General features: G+C 58.7%; 20 protein-coding genes. 11 read left to right on the forward strand and 9 right to left on the reverse strand.

The window, feature by feature from the left end:
• The first annotated feature begins 59 nt into the window (after positions 1 to 59).
• Positions 60 to 1,697, forward strand: coding sequence for a fumarate hydratase (locus tag IG616_RS15000; protein ID WP_192148964.1), 1,638 nt, complete (start codon positions 60 to 62; stop codon positions 1,695 to 1,697).
• Positions 1,698 to 2,090: 393 nt separating this feature from the next.
• Here IG616_RS15000 and IG616_RS15005 read toward each other — a convergent pair whose 3' ends face one another.
• From IG616_RS15005 to IG616_RS15025, 5 genes are all read right to left on the reverse strand, one after another.
• Positions 2,091 to 2,384: a GIY-YIG nuclease family protein gene (locus IG616_RS15005; RefSeq protein WP_192148965.1), complete on the reverse strand. Its 294-nt coding sequence runs from the start codon at positions 2,382 to 2,384 to the stop codon at positions 2,091 to 2,093.
• Positions 2,385 to 2,627: 243 nt separating this feature from the next.
• Positions 2,628 to 2,921, reverse strand: coding sequence for a GIY-YIG nuclease family protein (locus IG616_RS15010; RefSeq protein ID WP_192148966.1), 294 nt, complete (start codon positions 2,919 to 2,921; stop codon positions 2,628 to 2,630).
• Between the two features lie 116 nt (positions 2,922 to 3,037).
• Positions 3,038 to 4,195: a WD40/YVTN/BNR-like repeat-containing protein gene (locus IG616_RS15015; protein WP_192148967.1), complete on the reverse strand. Its 1,158-nt coding sequence runs from the start codon at positions 4,193 to 4,195 to the stop codon at positions 3,038 to 3,040.
• 134 nt (positions 4,196 to 4,329) lie between these two features.
• Positions 4,330 to 5,388, reverse strand: a complete 1,059-nt coding sequence (locus IG616_RS15020) for a fatty acid desaturase (RefSeq protein ID WP_192148968.1) — start codon at positions 5,386 to 5,388, stop codon at positions 4,330 to 4,332.
• Positions 5,389 to 5,555: 167 nt separating this feature from the next.
• On the reverse strand, positions 5,556 to 5,765 hold the full coding sequence (locus tag IG616_RS15025) for a cold-shock protein (protein WP_192148969.1): 210 nt from the start codon (positions 5,763 to 5,765) through the stop codon (positions 5,556 to 5,558).
• Positions 5,766 to 6,181: 416 nt separating this feature from the next.
• Here IG616_RS15025 and IG616_RS15030 point away from each other — a divergent pair, with 416 nt between their 5' ends.
• Positions 6,182 to 7,024: an urea carboxylase-associated family protein gene (locus tag IG616_RS15030; RefSeq protein WP_192148970.1), complete on the forward strand. Its 843-nt coding sequence runs from the start codon at positions 6,182 to 6,184 to the stop codon at positions 7,022 to 7,024.
• A gap of 83 nt (positions 7,025 to 7,107) precedes the next feature.
• Here IG616_RS15030 and IG616_RS15035 read toward each other — a convergent pair whose 3' ends face one another.
• The gene (locus tag IG616_RS15035) at positions 7,108 to 7,425 is read right to left on the reverse strand and encodes a hypothetical protein (protein ID WP_192148971.1); all 318 of its coding nucleotides are present in this window, start codon (positions 7,423 to 7,425) and stop codon (positions 7,108 to 7,110) included.
• 224 nt (positions 7,426 to 7,649) lie between these two features.
• Positions 7,650 to 8,186, reverse strand: coding sequence for a DUF992 domain-containing protein (locus tag IG616_RS15040; protein WP_192148972.1), 537 nt, complete (start codon positions 8,184 to 8,186; stop codon positions 7,650 to 7,652).
• Positions 8,187 to 8,652: 466 nt separating this feature from the next.
• Here IG616_RS15040 and IG616_RS15045 point away from each other — a divergent pair, with 466 nt between their 5' ends.
• The 6 genes from IG616_RS15045 to IG616_RS15070 all read left to right on the forward strand — a co-directional run bounded on the left by IG616_RS15045 (position 8,653) and on the right by IG616_RS15070 (position 12,454).
• Entirely contained in the window at positions 8,653 to 9,615 is a 963-nt protein-coding gene (locus IG616_RS15045; RefSeq protein WP_192148973.1) for a PRC-barrel domain-containing protein, read from the forward strand.
• A 188-nt stretch (positions 9,616 to 9,803) separates the two neighbouring features.
• The gene (locus IG616_RS15050) at positions 9,804 to 10,151 is read left to right on the forward strand and encodes an ElaB/YgaM/YqjD family protein (RefSeq protein WP_192148974.1); all 348 of its coding nucleotides are present in this window, start codon (positions 9,804 to 9,806) and stop codon (positions 10,149 to 10,151) included.
• A 1-nt stretch (position 10,152) separates the two neighbouring features.
• Positions 10,153 to 10,581, forward strand: coding sequence for a hypothetical protein (locus IG616_RS15055; RefSeq protein ID WP_192148975.1), 429 nt, complete (start codon positions 10,153 to 10,155; stop codon positions 10,579 to 10,581).
• A gap of 199 nt (positions 10,582 to 10,780) precedes the next feature.
• On the forward strand, positions 10,781 to 11,293 hold the full coding sequence (locus tag IG616_RS15060; protein ID WP_192148976.1) for a Dps family protein: 513 nt from the start codon (positions 10,781 to 10,783) through the stop codon (positions 11,291 to 11,293).
• A gap of 36 nt (positions 11,294 to 11,329) precedes the next feature.
• Complete coding sequence (locus tag IG616_RS15065) at positions 11,330 to 11,578, forward strand: hypothetical protein (protein WP_192148977.1); 249 nt, start codon at positions 11,330 to 11,332, stop codon at positions 11,576 to 11,578.
• 507 nt (positions 11,579 to 12,085) lie between these two features.
• Positions 12,086 to 12,454 (forward strand): response regulator, encoded by a 369-nt coding sequence (locus IG616_RS15070; protein WP_192148978.1) that lies wholly within the window; start codon positions 12,086 to 12,088, stop codon positions 12,452 to 12,454.
• Between the two features lie 361 nt (positions 12,455 to 12,815).
• Here the strand turns inward: IG616_RS15070 and IG616_RS15075 are convergent, their stop codons facing one another.
• Together IG616_RS15075 and IG616_RS23365 are read right to left on the reverse strand one after the other, a co-directional pair.
• Positions 12,816 to 13,376 (reverse strand): RNA polymerase sigma factor, encoded by a 561-nt coding sequence (locus IG616_RS15075; RefSeq protein WP_192148979.1) that lies wholly within the window; start codon positions 13,374 to 13,376, stop codon positions 12,816 to 12,818.
• Positions 13,373 to 13,672 carry a NepR family anti-sigma factor gene (locus IG616_RS23365; protein WP_246476254.1) on the reverse strand — a complete coding sequence of 100 codons (300 nt, stop codon included), beginning with the start codon at positions 13,670 to 13,672 and terminating at the stop codon, positions 13,373 to 13,375. The genes IG616_RS15075 and IG616_RS23365 overlap by 4 nt, the downstream gene beginning before the upstream one ends.
• Positions 13,673 to 13,697: 25 nt before the next feature.
• Here IG616_RS23365 and IG616_RS15085 point away from each other — a divergent pair, with 25 nt between their 5' ends.
• The 3 genes from IG616_RS15085 (at position 13,698) to IG616_RS23370 (ending at position 15,837) form a co-directional block, all read left to right on the forward strand.
• Positions 13,698 to 14,489 (forward strand): response regulator, encoded by a 792-nt coding sequence (locus IG616_RS15085; protein WP_192148980.1) that lies wholly within the window; start codon positions 13,698 to 13,700, stop codon positions 14,487 to 14,489.
• Positions 14,490 to 14,569: 80 nt separating this feature from the next.
• A complete protein-coding gene (locus IG616_RS15090; RefSeq protein WP_073010320.1) occupies positions 14,570 to 14,731 on the forward strand; it encodes a DUF1328 domain-containing protein in 162 nt (53 codons plus the stop codon).
• Positions 14,732 to 14,823: 92 nt separating this feature from the next.
• A complete protein-coding gene (locus IG616_RS23370; RefSeq protein ID WP_192148981.1) occupies positions 14,824 to 15,837 on the forward strand; it encodes an HWE histidine kinase domain-containing protein in 1,014 nt (337 codons plus the stop codon).
• The last annotated feature ends 65 nt before the right edge of the window (positions 15,838 to 15,902 follow it).

A 15,902-nucleotide genomic window follows, 5' to 3' on the forward strand; every position in this document is an offset into this window, starting at 1 on the left:
CTCCCGCAGACCCGCCCCAATCGCCAGAGCCCTTAAAGCCCACCGGAGAGAGCCAGCTCATGAACGCTCCTGTCACGCCGCCTGAATACAAGCACAGCAGCCTGTTTCCCCTTGCCAAGGACGAAACGCCCTACCGCAAGCTGACCTCCGATTATGTGAAGACCGCCGAGTTCAACGGTGAGGAAGTGCTCGTGGTCGAGCGCGAGGGCCTGCGCCTTTTGGCCGAAGAAGCCTTCAAGGACATCAACCACTTCCTACGCCCCGGCCATCTGGAGCAGCTGCGCAAGATCCTGGACGATCCGGAAGCGACCGAAAACGACAAGTTCGTCGCCTTTGACCTTCTGAAAAACGCTGCCATTTCCTCCGCTGGCGTTCTGCCCATGTGCCAGGACACCGGCACGGCGATCGTCATGGGCAAGAAGGGCCGCCGGGTCTGGACCGATGGCTCCGATGAAGCCGCCCTCGGCGAAGGCGCGCGCGACGCCTATTTCAAGAAAAACCTGCGCTACTCCCAGCTGGCGCCGATTTCCATGTTCGAGGAAAAGAACACCTCCAACAACATGCCGGCCCAGATCGAGCTCTATGCCGAGGGCGAGGACGCCTACAAGTTCCTGTTCATGGCCAAGGGCGGCGGTTCGGCCAACAAGACCTTCCTGTTCCAGGGCACGCCGTCGCTTCTGACCCATGACCGGATGATCGACTTCCTGAAGGAAAAGATCCTGACACTCGGCACTGCCGCCTGCCCGCCCTATCACCTGTCCATCGTCATCGGCGGCCCGTCTGCCGAGATGAACCTGAAGACGGTGAAGCTCGGTTCCGCCCGCTATCTGGATGGCCTGCCGACGCAAGGCTCCGAACTTGGCCATGCCTTCCGCGACCTGGAAATGGAAGCCGAGATCCACAAGCTGACCCAGGCGTCCGGCGTTGGCGCCCAGTTCGGCGGTAAGTATTTCTGCCACGACGTGCGCGTCATCCGTCTGCCCCGCCACGGCGCCTCCCTGCCGATCGGCATCGGCGTCTCCTGCTCCGCCGACCGTCAGGCCACCGGCAAGATCACCAAGGACGGCATTTTCCTGGAACAGCTGGAAATGCATCCGGAGAAGTACATGCCGGAAGTCACCGACGAGCACCTGTCGGACAATGTGGTCAAGATCGACCTGACCCGCCCGATGAGCGAGATCCTTGGCGAGCTGACCAAGCATCCGATCAAGACCCGCCTGAGCCTTACCGGCCCGCTGATCGTCGCCCGTGACCTGGCCCATTCCAAGCTGCGCGACCGTCTGGAAAAGGGCGAGCCGCTGCCGGACTACATCAAGAACCACCCGGTCTATTACGCCGGCCCCGCCAAGACCCCGGAAGGCATGCCGTCGGGCTCCTTCGGCCCGACAACAGCCGGCCGCATGGATGCCTATGTGGACCAGTTCCAGGCGGCGGGCGGCTCCATGGTGATGCTGGCCAAGGGCAACCGCTCCGCCCAGGTGCGCCGCGCCTGCCAGGCGCACGGCGGCTTCTACCTCGGCTCCATTGGGGGGCCTGCCGCCCGTTTGGCCCAGGACTGCATCAAGTCCGTGGAAGTGGTTGAGTATGAAGAACTGGGCATGGAAGCGGTCTGGAAGATCGAAGTCGAAGACTTCCCCGCCTTCATCGTCGTCGACGACAAGGGCAACGACTTCTTCCAGGAACTGAACCTGGGGTGAGTTGTCCGCTCTGAGACAGGCTTTTGAAACTGAAGAACCCGCTGGCTGAGAGGCTGGCGGTTTTTTTTTGAAACCGACCTCATCACCTCTGCATGAGCTGACAGGATACGGCATGAACCCCATGGTCAAGCCATGGGGTGACGAATACGGAGGGGTGGAAGCGAGGTGAGAGGCCGCGTGAGCGGAGAGGCATTGAGGCTACTCGAAAAAGGCGCCTCAGAACCTAAAGACAGTTTGATCCTTCACCTCTCCTCCGTCATGCCATGGCTCGACCATGGCATCCATTCCGTGACCTATCGTCCGGGTTCAGCCTCCGTCAGACACAGGGAAACGGCATAGGTCTCCGGCTCAAGTCCGAGGACGTCGGAGATGTATTGATGCCCCTACAGCCCGTCACCCATTCAAGAAACGCCCCAGATCAAACCACTCCGGATTGCTCTCCTCGATCAGGTCAATCTTCCAGGAGCGCTTCCAGGTCTTGATGGCTTTCTCCCGCGCAATGGCACGGTCTGCCGTGCAGTGCTCCTCGTACCAGACGAGCCGTTTGACCTGATATCTGGCGCTAAACCTCGGCGAACTCTCGCTCTGGTGCTCATATAACCTTCGAAGCAGATCGTTGGTGACGCCCGTATAGAGCGTTCCGTTTTTATGCGAGCTGAGAATATAGACCCAGAACAGCCTCTGCATGGGCCGATAGGATACGGCGTGGACCCCATGGTCAAGCCATGGGGTGACGGATGCGGAGGGGGGAAGCGAGGCGAGAGACTGCGAGGGCGGAGAGGCATTGAGGCTACTCGAAAAAGGCGCCTCAGATCCTAAAGACAGTTTGATCCTTCACCTCTCCTCCGTCATGCCATGGCTTGACCATGGCATCCATTCCGTGACCTCGCCAATCGGTATGGCATTCACGTGAGACGAGTCGCTCCCATATCACCCATTTAAGAACCGCCCGAGATCGAACCACTGCGGATTGCTCTCCTCGATTAGCTCAATTTTCCAGGAGCGCTTCCAGGTCTTGATGGCTTTCTCCCGCGCGATGGCACGGTATGCCGTGCCGTGCTCCTCGTACCAGACGAGACGCTTGACCTGATATCTTTCGGTAAACCCGGGCACACGCTCGCTCTGGTGCTCGTATAACCTTCGAAGCAGATCGTTGGTGACGCCCGTGTAGAGCGTTCCGTTTTTATGCGAGCTGAGAATATAGACCCAAAACTGCCTCTGCATGGGCCGATAGGATACGGCGTGGACCCCATGGTCAAGCCATGGGGTGACGAATACGGAGAGGTGGAAGCGAGGCGAGAGGTTGCGAGGGCGGAAGAGGGTGACCTCTTGCTCTCCCGTCAGTACTCCAGCACTTCCACCGCAAGCACCGTGGGCAGGTGGCGGGCGATTTCGGACCAGGTGCCGCCCTCGTCCAGGCTAGCGAAGACCGAGCCGGAGTTGGTGCCAAAATAAACACCTGCCGGGTCCCGGCTGTCCCCAGCCATGGCCTGACGCAACACGGTGAAGAAACAGCCCTTCTGCGGCAAGCCATCGCGCAGGGCCTGCCAGCTTTTGCCACCGTCGCGGGAGCGCCAGACGGCAGCTGCAGCATCCGGCGGGAAGCGGCCAATGCTGTCGCCGTTGAGCGGTAGGGTCCAAAGCGTCTCGGGATCGCGCGGATGCACCCGGATGGGAAAGCCGAAATAGGACGGCAGGCCTTCGGTAATGTCCTCCCAGCTGCGCCCGCCATCGCCGGAGCGCCAGACGCCGTGGTGGTTCTGCTGGTAGAGAAGATCCCCCTTGCCCGGTGCCCGCATCATGTTGTGAATGCAGTGGCCCAGCTCCCCGTCGCGCGGGGCTGCCGGATGGCCATGGCCGGAACAGGCGGATGCGTTGGACAGGCGGTTGCGGCGCTCAAAACTCTTGCTGCCATCTTCCGTGGCAAAAACGCCAGCCGCAGAAATGCCGATCCAGAGCTTTTGCGCATCGTCCGGGTCCGGGACGATGGTGTGGAGCACCAGTCCTGCCCCGCCCGGGTTCCAGTCCTTGGCGGACGGGTGATCGGTCAGGGCTTCCACGGTCTCGAAGGTCTCGCCACCGTCCAGGCTTTTCAATAGCTGGGCAGGCTTGGTGCCCGCGTAGAGCGTGCCATGGGCATGACAGAGCGACCAAACTTGCGAGAAACTGTCCCCATAGGGCAAGGGCGTGTCCTGCCAGCCGATCATGGCGGCAAAGTCCGGATCATTGGCTGCACAGTCATCCATGGCACCCTTGGTCAGGCGCGTCACCTTCCAGGTGTCTCCGCCATCCACGGACCGCCAAACGCCAGCCCCCTGCCAGTCCCCGCCGCCACCAGCCCAGATGGTGCCAGTTTCAGGATCGCCAGCCAGATGATTGATCGGCCAGCCGTTGCAAAACGGGCCGGACACCTCCCAGCCGGACCGCTCTTCCCCGCCCTTCAGCAGAAAGGCCCCCTTGGTGGTTCCAACCAGAACCGTCACAGTGCCAGCCGCCATCGCGTCCTCCCCCGCAGATCCGACCTTAACGTCTCACGTTAGGGAAGATTAGCATGAAGGCAACCAGCGCACGAGCGGGCGATGGAGCCGTTTTCAAGACCGGAGAGACGCTTCCTGCTCCCGGCGCAGATGTCTCAAGCCGCTGCCTGCGCCTCGCGGAAGGACACCAGGCGGCGGGTTTCTTCATCCCACAGCGCCAGTTTCACGCATTTGAAGCTGTCCGTGAGCGTGATGCGGCTCATGTCCTGCAGCTCGGGATGATCGCGCAGCACTTCCGGCAGACGGTAGAACGGGATTTTCGCGGCCAGGTGATGGACGTGATGAATGCCGATATTGCCGGAAATCCAGCGCAGAACCACGGGCAGATCATAGTGGGAACTGCCATGAAGGGCGGCATGAGGAAAATTCCACTCGTCCTGATCTGACCAGTGCGTGTCCTCGAACTGATGCTGGATATAGAACAGCCACACCCCGGCGCTGGCGGCCATCAGGGTAACCGGCAGCTGGACCAGAAGGAAAGGCCCGAGGCCGATCATCCAGATAAGAGCGGCCACTGGCAGGGCAATGCCCAGATTGGTGGCGATGGTCGAGACCCAGGGCTGCACACCCGCGCTCATCAGACCGAACGGCAGCCGGTACTGGCAGACGAAAAGCCAGGCAGGACCCAGGCCGAACATGACCAGCGGGTGCCGGTAGAGCCGGTAGCGCAGACGGCCCCAGCGGGACAGGGCCTGATATTCCCGGACGGTCAATGTATCGACATCCCCCACCCCGCGCCGGTCCAGATTACCGGCCGAAGCGTGGTGCACCGCATGGGTCCGGCGCCAGTAGTCATAGGGCGTGAGCGTGAAGACACCGATGACCCGGCCTGTCCAGTCGTTCAGACCCCGATGGGAAAACAGGGAGCCGTGGCCGCAGTCATGCTGCAGAATGAAAAGGCGGACCAGGAAGCCGGCAGCGGGAACCGTCAGCAGCAAACCCCAATAGTGACCGTGCAGGACTGCAATGGCTGCCAGCGCCCAAAGCGCGGCAAAAGGAAAGGCGGTGATGGCGATTTCAACAGCACTGCGCACCGGGTTTGGCTGGCGGTAGTGTGCCAGAATGCCGGTCCAGGATCTCGCGTCCGTTTTTGCTGCGGCAGACGTGTCGTCCACCCTACTCTCAACGGCTGCGGCCGCGCCCGAACTTGTCATTCCGTCTCCACCCATCATCTCGCGCCAGAGCGCAGCAGCCCGTTTTACGGGGGTCTTGTTTTTCATTCAGCGCAAAAGCAAAAAGGCCGGAGCAATGCCCCGGCCTTTTCGATCATCTCAAAGGTTCGTGCCAGTACATCCGTGGTCACAAACCTGAAACGGGATGCTTAGACTGCAGAGAGGTTGTCTGCAGCGGACTTGCCCGAACGGCGGTCCTGCACAACTTCGAAGGAGACCTTGTCGCCTTCGTTCAGGGAGTGCATGCCAGAACGCTCAACAGCGGAGATGTGGACGAAGACGTCTGCGCCGCCATCTTCCGGCTGAATGAAGCCAAAGCCCTTGGTGGAGTTGAAGAACTTAACGGTACCGATAGCCATAACGATTTCCTTTCAATCGGTCATGCAGGGATGCCACCGCGCAATTTTGCGAAGCAGCGGTTAGTCTCGACGTTGATAGGAAGATCGTGTAGTTCGCGAAGAACGCGCAGTAACAAAGTTCATCAAACAAAATCGATAGGTCTCTATAGCCGCAACGCCCCTTATAAGCAACTGAAATTATCACGCGCCACCCAAATATTTTTCAAATAATAATTTCATCAAACATCATTGTAGTTCCGGGAAGGCCTCCTTCCAGTTGAGAAAAAACGGTTTTCTCCCCGTCCCAAAACCATTTCCCAAGAAAAACCGGGGAAGTCTCCGGAAATTTCCTGTGACGGTTTGTGAAGTGGCTTGCCTCTCAAAAGCTGCCTGGAGCACAGTCTTCCCCGCCCCGTTACCCGTGGAAGAGACCGGCAATGCAAGCTCCCGACGATGCTGAAGCCCGCAGGGCAATTCTCCCCGTCATCTGTTACCCCACCGATACTCTGCCCCGTCCTGATCTCGGCCTCTACCAGGCTGCCAGAACGGATGCGGTCAAAACCTGTGAAGTGGTGATTCCCGCGCGGGAAGCGGCCAGTATCGAGGTGCCAGCCGGACATCTCCTCAGGATCACCAGCATCGAGGGGCCGCAGGTCGGCGATCTCAATCTCTTTGCCAGTGCCAATCTGGACGAGCGGTTTTATTCCGGCAAGACACGGGCCTTGAACGGCACGCACGTCACCACGGGAGACCAGCTCTGGTCGAGCTTTCCCTACATGCGCCCCATGGCAACCATCGTTGAAGACACGCTGAACTGGTACGGAATCGACGCTTTCGGCGGCTCTGTTCATGATGTCATCGGCACGCGCTGCGATCCCTATACGGGGCAGGTTCTGCGTGGCACGCACTATCATCACTGCTGCCATTCAAACCTGACGCGGGCCCTTTCGGATGCGCGCGGATTACCTCTTCAGGAGGCAGAAGCAAGAGTGCATGACGTTCTGAACGTCTTCATGTGCACCGGCTTCACCCGGGACACCGGCCAGTATTTCATGAAGGCCAGCCCGGTGCGGCCGGGGGATTATCTGGAGCTTTTCGCGGAAATCGATCTGCTGGCCGTGATGAGCGCCTGTCCGGGCGGGGATTGCAGCTCAGAACACACAAGCGATGTGGCCAAGTGCTACCCCATGCTCATGGAAGTGTTCCAGCCCCGGCCGGGCAAGCTCACGGGCTGGTCAGAGCCGCCGGTCAATGCCTATGACCGCAGTCACGGCAGATAGGATCTTCCCTCTCCGCGCGAAAGTCTCCGGCGAACCTCTCCGGGCGAAGGCCGGATGGCCCCTGCCGGAAAGATCGGGGCAGGTCAGTTGGAGGCGACAAGTGTCGCGACAGGCCAGCCGGTGCAGGATGTCATGTCCGCACCTGAAACACAGCGGATCTGGCGGGGCTTGACCCCGGACAGGCTGATTTGCGCATCCCCCTTGGTGGACTTGGCAGTCACCGTCGCCGCCTGCGGGCTCTTTAACGCCCCAGCATCGGCGTGATCAATGCCGCTAGGGGTCACGCGACCTGCAACTGACGGGGTTGCAGCCTGAAGCGCGTTGCCTGCGCCGGCGATGGCGAGGCCGAGACACAGCATCCAGGGACGAAGAGTTATCAGGGGCTTGTAGGTGATCTTCATTGCTCAATACCTCCACCCTATTAACGCCGGTTAAGGAGTTTGGTTCCATGCGGGCAGTCGGAAGAGCCAGCAGCCCCTCAAATCGGAAGCCTTCCCAGCCCCATCTTGGCAGGACCTGGGAGAAGACTGGAGGGAAAGTTGAAAAACGAGGGCTGGACAAAAGGAAGGCCTGACCTCCCGGCCAGGCCTTCCGAATTCAGTTGTTATGAACTGCAGCCGGAAAATCAGTCCAGCGCGGTGCGCAGCTGGATCTCGCTGATGGAGACAGCAAGGTTCAACCCTGTCTGGGCCGTCACGCTGACCGGCTGCAGGGCAATGGTCTGGGTAGAGCCGCCCATCAGGATGTTGGTGCCAACTCCGGCACCAACGGTCGCCTCGGCGGTGACGCCGCCATAATCGCCAGCCAATGCGCCGGGCGCCAGTTCATCCACGGTTGGCGCCAGAACAGCCCAGGAGAGAACCCCACCCGTCGTCGTTCCGATATCGATGCCGTATTTCTGGATCACACCGAAGTAAGGCTCCGGCTGACGGCTTTCATCCGTAGGCGTGAAAGTGCAGGACAGCTGTTTGGTGGAGCCGAAGACAAAGCCCGTCCCGCCCTCGACAGCGCAATCCAGCATGCCAGCTTCCACGCGCTTCGGACCGGTGATCTGCTTTCCTGCCGTTTGGGCATTTGCCAAGGGCGCAGTCAGGACGAAACATGCAAGCGCCAGAGCGGAGCCGGACAGAAGCGGTCGAAGAGAATTTGCAGGCGTGAGCATGAAGGGCCCTTTCCAGGGGTCGGAGGCCATCCGGATAATCACTCCAGCTGCCTCGAGAAAAACTTTCGCAGACCAGATATATCCCGCGCCTGCATGACCGTCATCTGCCGCTCTCAAGAGCACAGAATGATAAGGTAACGCAGGCGAAAGGTCTATGGTTCCGGCATCATGCCGCAGGCCATTCGCACCACGGGCTTTGGTTCCACCCATCAGCAGCCAGCCAAGTCCAGCAAAGCGTCATTCTCTAAGGGATCGCTCAGGACGGTCTCGTGGCCAGACGCGTTCAGGGCTTCCCGCCGGATAGGACGTCCGTTCAAAAAATCTTAAATGAAAAGGTGAAATGGCGGGAACCTTTTCGTGATTCCGCCGTTATCCCAGTATCCAAAGGCTGCGCTGAACGGTTGAGCTTCCAACTTTCCCGTACAGAGCATCTGTATACAAAACGGGTGTATGAGGAAACTATATCATGATCCGGAAACTTCTAGCGACTACTGCTTTGACAGCTGCGTTTGCTGTTGGCACCGCCTTCGCCGATGATGCTGCAACCAGCAACACGAAAGCACCGGATCAGCCTGCGCCCGTTTTCAAATCCCAGATCAACACCCAGACTCCTGATGAGAACAATATCAACGGCTATCTGAAGCGCAGCGCCAACGAAGTCCTGGCTTCCAGCCTGATTGGCAAGTCCATCTACAACGGTGTCGGCGCGAACGCCGAAGCCGTCGGAGACGTGAATGACATTGTGATGTCCAAGGATGGCCTTGCTGTAGCGGTCGTGATCGGCGTCGGTGGTTTCCTGGGTGTTGGAGAAAAATCGGTGGCCGTATCCTTTGACCGCCTGGCCATGTCCAAGGTCGAAGGTGAAACCTGGCTGACCATCAGCAGCACAAAGGAAGAGCTTGAGCACGCTCCCCCCTTCGACAAAAGCCTGCTGGAGGGCGAATCAGCGGACACCGCCGCTGTCACCACCTCTTCCGGGACGGATATGGCGGTGTTTGACAGCACCGTGACTGCGGACCAGCCGATGGACGCCGACACTCCGGTAACCGTTACCGCCGGCGCCAGCAAGGGTCTGACCGGTGCGGAATCCGTGGAAGACATGGCCCCGGTTGATACGGCCGACCTGTCTGCCGGCAAACTGCTCGGCACTGCCGTCATGGGCAGCAACGAGGAGGAACTGGGTGAGGTCAGCGACGTTCTTCTGGCAGGCAATGGCGAAAACGTGACGGCCTACATCGTGGATGTTGGCGGCTTCCTGGGTGTTGGCGAAAAGAAGATGGCCTTCGCCGCCGATGGCCTGAAGATCTTCAAGGACACATCCGGCGAGATGCACATCTACACCAGCGCCACCAAGTCCTCGCTCGAAAACAAGCCGGAGTTCACCGAGCAGGCCTATGAGGCTAACCCGGACAGCGTCCTGGTTCAGTAATCCCCGTGGGAGCAGCCCCTGCGTGGGGCAGATCCCCGGCCCGGCCAGGTCATCCAGCACAGATCTGACCCGGCAGGAATTGGCAAGACTTCGGGCGCGACGCGTCTGATGTCTGCCCAGGGAGCCGTACTCCCGTCAGGTCCTTAGCGGCCAATCAATTAACCCACCCTTTGAAGGAGGAAACCATCATGGCTTCCCAATCTGCACAGACTGCATCTGCAAATGGCCGCGACAAGGCAGTGGCCGCATCCGCCGCCGACATTGAAGAGCAAATGGAAAAGCTGCGCAGCGACATTGTTCTGCTGACGGAAGCCGTTTCCAGCTTCGGCTCCGGCAAGGCCGGTCAGGTCAAGGACCGGGCGGCTGAAAAGGTCGATGCCATGCGTGCCATGAGCGAAGATGCGCTCGACACGCTGCGCGAGGAGTTCCGCAATCTGGAAAAAGGCACACGCAAGCAGATCCAGACCAACCCGCTGCAGGCGGTGGCTGTTGCCGCCGGCGTCGGCTTTCTTGCCGCCCTCCTGCTGAGGAAGTAACATGCAGGCCCTCGCATCCCTGGCGGCAAACGCCGCCACCCAGGAGGCCAAAACAAGGTTCCGCCGGCTTCGGCGGAACTTTGTTCTCTTATCGGTTACCGGCCTCTTCGGACTGACCGCCTACACGCTTCTGATTACCGCGGGGGTCCACAGTCTCTGGATGCAGACGGGCAGTTTTCTTGCGGCCTCCCTTCTGGGTGCGCTTGGCTTTGCGTTCGCCGCGGTCATTCCCTTTGCAGTGATGCGCTTCATCAGCTGGAGGGAAGAAAAGCGGCTGGCGAAACTGCGCCGGGCCCGCATGCTGGCGACCACCGCCGCCATCGGCCTTCTGCCGCGGATTTTCGGCTCCAAGACCGGACTGGCAGCAGTTGCGGCTGGTGTTTTTGCCTTTTACATGATGAACCGCCCGCCGGACGACGACAGCGCTTGAGCGACCAGACCGGACGGTCGGCTCCTGCCCACGCGCCCTCCGGGAGCTGCACCATAAATTCCGGTTAATTTGGAACTCCTGACGGTCTGAGGCGTTAACTTCACAAGCAAGCCAAACAAAAACAAGAAGAAAAAGCCCTCGCGCTTTGCGGCTTGCTTTTCCCGAAACCAGAAAAACCAGAGAGATGGAGAGCATCAAAATGGCAAATGTTTCCGCAGTTCTGAAACCGAAGACCCATGACGAGGAAATCGATACGGGCCTGGCAAGCGCCTATCGCGAAGATATGGCGGAAAAGCTGTCCACGATCCTGGCTTCGACCTACAAACTGACCATCAAGAGCCACATTTACCACTGGAATGTGGTGGGTCCGCTGTTCAAGCCGCTGCATGAGCTGACGGAAGAGCACTACAACGCACTGTTTGGTGCGACCGACATCATTGCCGAACGCATCCGGGCGCTGGGCCACCTTGCTCCGGCGAAGCTGGGCGAAGCAGCCCAGTTTGCTCCCAAGGCATCGGAAGTAAACAATAAGACGGCCGAAGAAATGGTCAACGACCTGATCGCAGACCACGAAACGGCTGTCAAGACTATGCGGAACGCCGCAAAGGATGCTGGCGATGCAGGCGATGTCGTCACTGAGGACATGCTGACCGCCCGCCTTACCTTCCATGAAAAGGCCCTGTGGATGCTGCGCGCCATCGTGGCGCACTAATCAGCTCAAAAAGCCAAAGCCAAGGGAGATTTTGTCATGGCCGGAACCGTCAAATCCAAGATCGAGATGATCCTGAAGGACGGAACCCGCGGCACGGAGGCAAAGATCAGAGACCTCCTGACCCTGCGCTCGGATGCAAGAGCGCTTCAGCGCGCGGCAACCGAGAGCCCGATGGACGGAGAAGACCCCTCCTCCGATCTGCAGCAGATTGATCTCGCTCTCGAAAAGCTTGGCCACGGCGAGGTGCTGAAAGCCGCAGACGAAGACAGTGCGGCAACGCTTTAACAGGCGAGCAATGACCAGTCCGAGAAGCCGCCGGGATGCCCCCCGGCGGCTAAGTTTTATGACAAAATGGACTTTGTGCTCTTTCGTCATGGTCGGGCTTGTCCCGACCATCTGCAAGCCATTGACTTTAATAGGTCCTCGGCACAAGGCCGAGGATGACGAAAGAGGGGCTGCAGCTTTGTCATTAGCCTCAAGTCGCTGCACATTCCGGCGAAGGCAGAAACTCCGTAGCGGACTGAGGTAACCGTCTTTTTCATTAATCCGCACCAGGGATACCGGATCCCGGTCTTGGTGCTGTGGCAGCAAACCGGGATGACCGCCAAACTTGATAGGCTGGCCGCCTCTATCAGCCGTCCGGACGCAGCATTCCGCCCCCGCCTCCTTCCCTTAGGGAAGCAAAATCGGCAGCAATCCGGTGTTTTTTGTTTCCCAAATGACGGAAGTTATGTGTAGGATTTCTTGCGCTGAGACTTCACAATCACCCCGTCATTCTGGATCGTGCTTGCCATGGATATGCGAGTGCTTATCATCGACCGGACTTACCTGGTCGCCATGGATGTCGAGAACATCCTGAAGAGCTCTATGCCTTGCGAAGTCTCCATCGGCACACCGGCGTCACTTGAAGACCATCTCCGTGAGCAAAGTTTTACCGCCGTCATTCTTGAATCCGATGCCTTTGGCCCGGACCTCCCGGAAGCTGTCAATGCGGTGCTGATGGCAGGGGCAGCCCTCATCTTCCTGACAACGAACTCAGCCTTCATGGGCGGAATTCCAGGACAGGAACGCTATCCGGTTCTGCTGAAACCCTTCAGTGATCACCAGTTCCAGGACATTGTCGCCGGTGTCTTCGCGCCCCTGTCTGCACCTGCCGCCTGATATCTATCGAGGCCCGCGGCCCGGGCTTCCCTTGCGCGCCGCTGCGCCAACGGGTGGTGCTTGTCCGAATAAGAGAAATGACAGCTGACGACCCCAAGACAGCAAGAGTTCTCCCCACGCTGTCCCGGTCTTGAGCCGGGACCTGCATTAGGAACCCATTATTTTCGATCTAATGTTCAGATGAGAGATCACGGACCTCCGCTCAGCTGCGTCCGGGAAGGCGCGGCAGGAGAGGTTTTTTTCAGCAGTCTGAGGCCGCCTGCGATGGCAGGCGGCCTCGAATGTCTTTCAGTTCAAATATCCGCTCAGGCCCAGATCTGGCCCCTGTCTTTCAGGCCCCTGACTTTCAGGCCCCTGTCTTTCAGGCGATCGCCCCGCGATGGATGACGGAAGCGCTTTCCGCGTCCGGTCCAAAATCATTTTCGTTGGTTATGGAAAGAAGATCCTGAAGGGCATTTCGTGCGCGGTTGACGCGGCTTTTGATGGTGCCGGTGGCGCATCCGCAGATATTAGCAGCCTCCTCATAGGAAAAACCGGAAGCTCCAATCAGGATAATCGCTTCACGCTGGTCTTCCGGGAGCTTGTTCAATGCTCCCCTGAAATCCTGAAGGTCGAGGGCGCCATACTGCCCCGGATGAACGGCAAGCTGGTTGGTGAATGTGCCGTCGGTGTCAGAAACCTCGCGTCCGCGCTTGCGCATCTGACTGTAGAACTCGTTGCGGAGAATGGTGAAAAGCCAGGCCTTCATGCTGGTTCCCATGGTGAAGCTGTCCTGCTTCGCCCAGGCCTTCATGATGGTGTCCTGAACAAGGTCGTCAGCCCGGTCGGGTTGACCCACCAGCGAAACGGCGAAGGCTCGAAGGCTCGGCAGAGCCTCAAGCATCACGCGCTTGAAACTGAGAGACTCATCAGACTTCGTCATTTTTGGGCGGCCTTTTCAGCTTCATCAAGCTTTTCAAGAAGGTCGAGGAATTTTTCGGGAATACCGTCATTCTGTATAGAGACGTAATATTCCCGGAGCTTTTCCGACACGGTGTCTGCTGCCCCCCCTTTCGAGCGGCCAAGCATTCCTGCTGAGGTTTCTTCCTTCATTTCCATGCACCAGCTGTTTTTGTAGGTTTTGAACGCGGATAATGATTTAAAACGCGCCTCCGGAAAAAAAGTTCCAAAGCTCCGGAACTTTTTTTCAAGCCACCCGTTATCATGGTCATAACCCACCTTCTTGGACTATGGAGTTCAATTCATGTCTCTCTCGACCCGCATCGCGCCCCAACTTCCTTATCTGCGGAGATACGCCCGTGCGGTAACAGGATCCCAGACCTCGGGCGATGCCTATGTCACCGCAACCCTGGAAGCCCTCATCGCGGATGTTTCCGCATTCCCCGAAGGATCCAGCGACCGGGTCTCCTTGTACAAACTGTTCTCCAAGCTGTTTGGTTCCACGAATATCGAAATTGGAGAAATCGACTCTCCTTTCGCATGGGAGCGCCGCGCCGCCGAAAACCTTGCCCGCATCCCGGCCAAGAACCGGCAGGCCTTCCTGCTTCTGTCTGTGGAAGGCTTCAATCAGGAAGATGTTTCCGCCATTCTCGATGTCAGCGAGGCGGAAGTCTCCAGACTGATCGATGACGCCGTTCAGGAAATCTCCCGCCAGGTCGCGACAGAAATCCTGATCATCGAGGACGAACCGCTGATCGCCATGGACATCGAGCAGATGGTGGAAGGTCTTGGCCACACCGTTTCGGGGATTGCGCGCACGCACAAGGAAGCCATCGAGCTTTTCGCGAACTCTTCGCCGAAAATGATCCTGGCGGACATCCAGCTTGCAGACGGCAGCTCCGGCATCGATGCGGTGAACGATATTCTGAAGACCGCCACAATTCCGGTCATCTTCATCACCGCCTTCCCGGAACGTCTGCTGACGGGCGAACGGCCGGAGCCGGCCTTCCTGGTCACCAAACCGTTCAACCCGGACATGGTCAAGGCCCTGATCAGCCAGGCACTTTTCTTCAACGCAACCGCAGAAGCAGCTTAAGGAAAAATTCTACCGTTCAGAAAAGGAACCAATTCGCGTGATGGACGTTATTCCTGCATCAACACTCAAGGAGACGACCCATGCTTTACTACGCTCTTGTGTTTCTTGTTGTTGCGATCGTGGCCGCTTTCTTTGGCTTCGGCGGTATTGCCGGAACCTCTGCGGGTATCGCACAAATTCTGTTCTTCTTGTTCCTTGTGTTCTTCGTTATCTCGCTGATTACAGGCATCGTCCGCAGATAATGAAGAACGGAGCTTTGAACACCATCGTGGGCGCTTCCCAGTGAAGTGCCCACGCGGGCGTTCCGGATACCGTTTTCATTGAGGGAAAACACGTGGCAGGTCGGCTTACATGGCACCGGACAAGTCAGTCTGATGAAGAACTTCGCGAGTATCTTATCCTTGCCCTTCTGCGCTCCCGCGCTTGCGTCACTTTTCAGGACAGCGAACTTCGCTATCATTATATCGCCAACCTTCCAGAGATCTGGAACCTCCCGCTTGGTGAGCCACCGGTTGACTCACTGATTTTCGGCGACGCCTTGGGCGGGCAGCTCAATGAGTTGAAGAGACTTGCGCGCGAGACAGGCGAACAGCAGAAACAGGAAGTTCAGATCGAGAACGACAAGTTCTTCGAGTTCCATATCGAAGCCATCTCATCGCCGGATGGCAAGCAACAGATCATGACGACCATTGTCGACATGAGCGAGATCCGGCGCCGCGAAAAGGTGCTGAAGGTCTTGCTGCGCGAAGTCAGTCACCGTTCCAAGAACCTGCTTGCGATCATTCAAAGCATCGCCTCCCAGACCGCCCGCAATTCCACATCGCTGGACCAGTTCCTGACCAAGTTCCGGGGCCGGATCTTTTCGCTGTCGCAATCCCAGGATCTGGTCACGGATTCCAATTGGCGCGGCGCTTATCTGCACGACCTGATCCGGGACCAGGTCGCCCGCTATCAGCAAAATGACAAGCCGGCGGTTAACGTTTCCGGTCCAAACATCCTGCTCTCCCCCAACGCCGCTCTTCACATCGGTCTTGCCCTGCACGAACTGATGGTCAATGCGGTCAGCGCCAGCCATGCCATGGCTGCGGGCAAGACAATCGGTATCAGTTGCAAGATCACAGATGATGGCAACGCGGAATTGTCCTGGAACGAGCCTGCGGACCTGTCACCCGATGTGCCTCCCCTACCCCGCGAGATCACTCCGGGCAGTTTCGGCAGCACGGTGCTTGAACGCGTGGTCCCCGCGTCGGTCAGCGGCACCAGCCGCTACACGGTTTACGATGATGGTGTAGAGTATGTTCTGTCGTTCCCGCTGAGTGACGAAAACGTATCAGACGAGGCGCGCTGATGCCGCGCAGATTTCCCTTCAGCCGTGACGAGCGGCAGGTTGAAGATTGACACGTGACCTGGTGA

This window comes from Roseibium litorale (assembly GCF_014842915.1).
GTDB classification, from domain to species: Bacteria; Pseudomonadota; Alphaproteobacteria; order Rhizobiales; family Stappiaceae; genus Roseibium; species Roseibium litorale.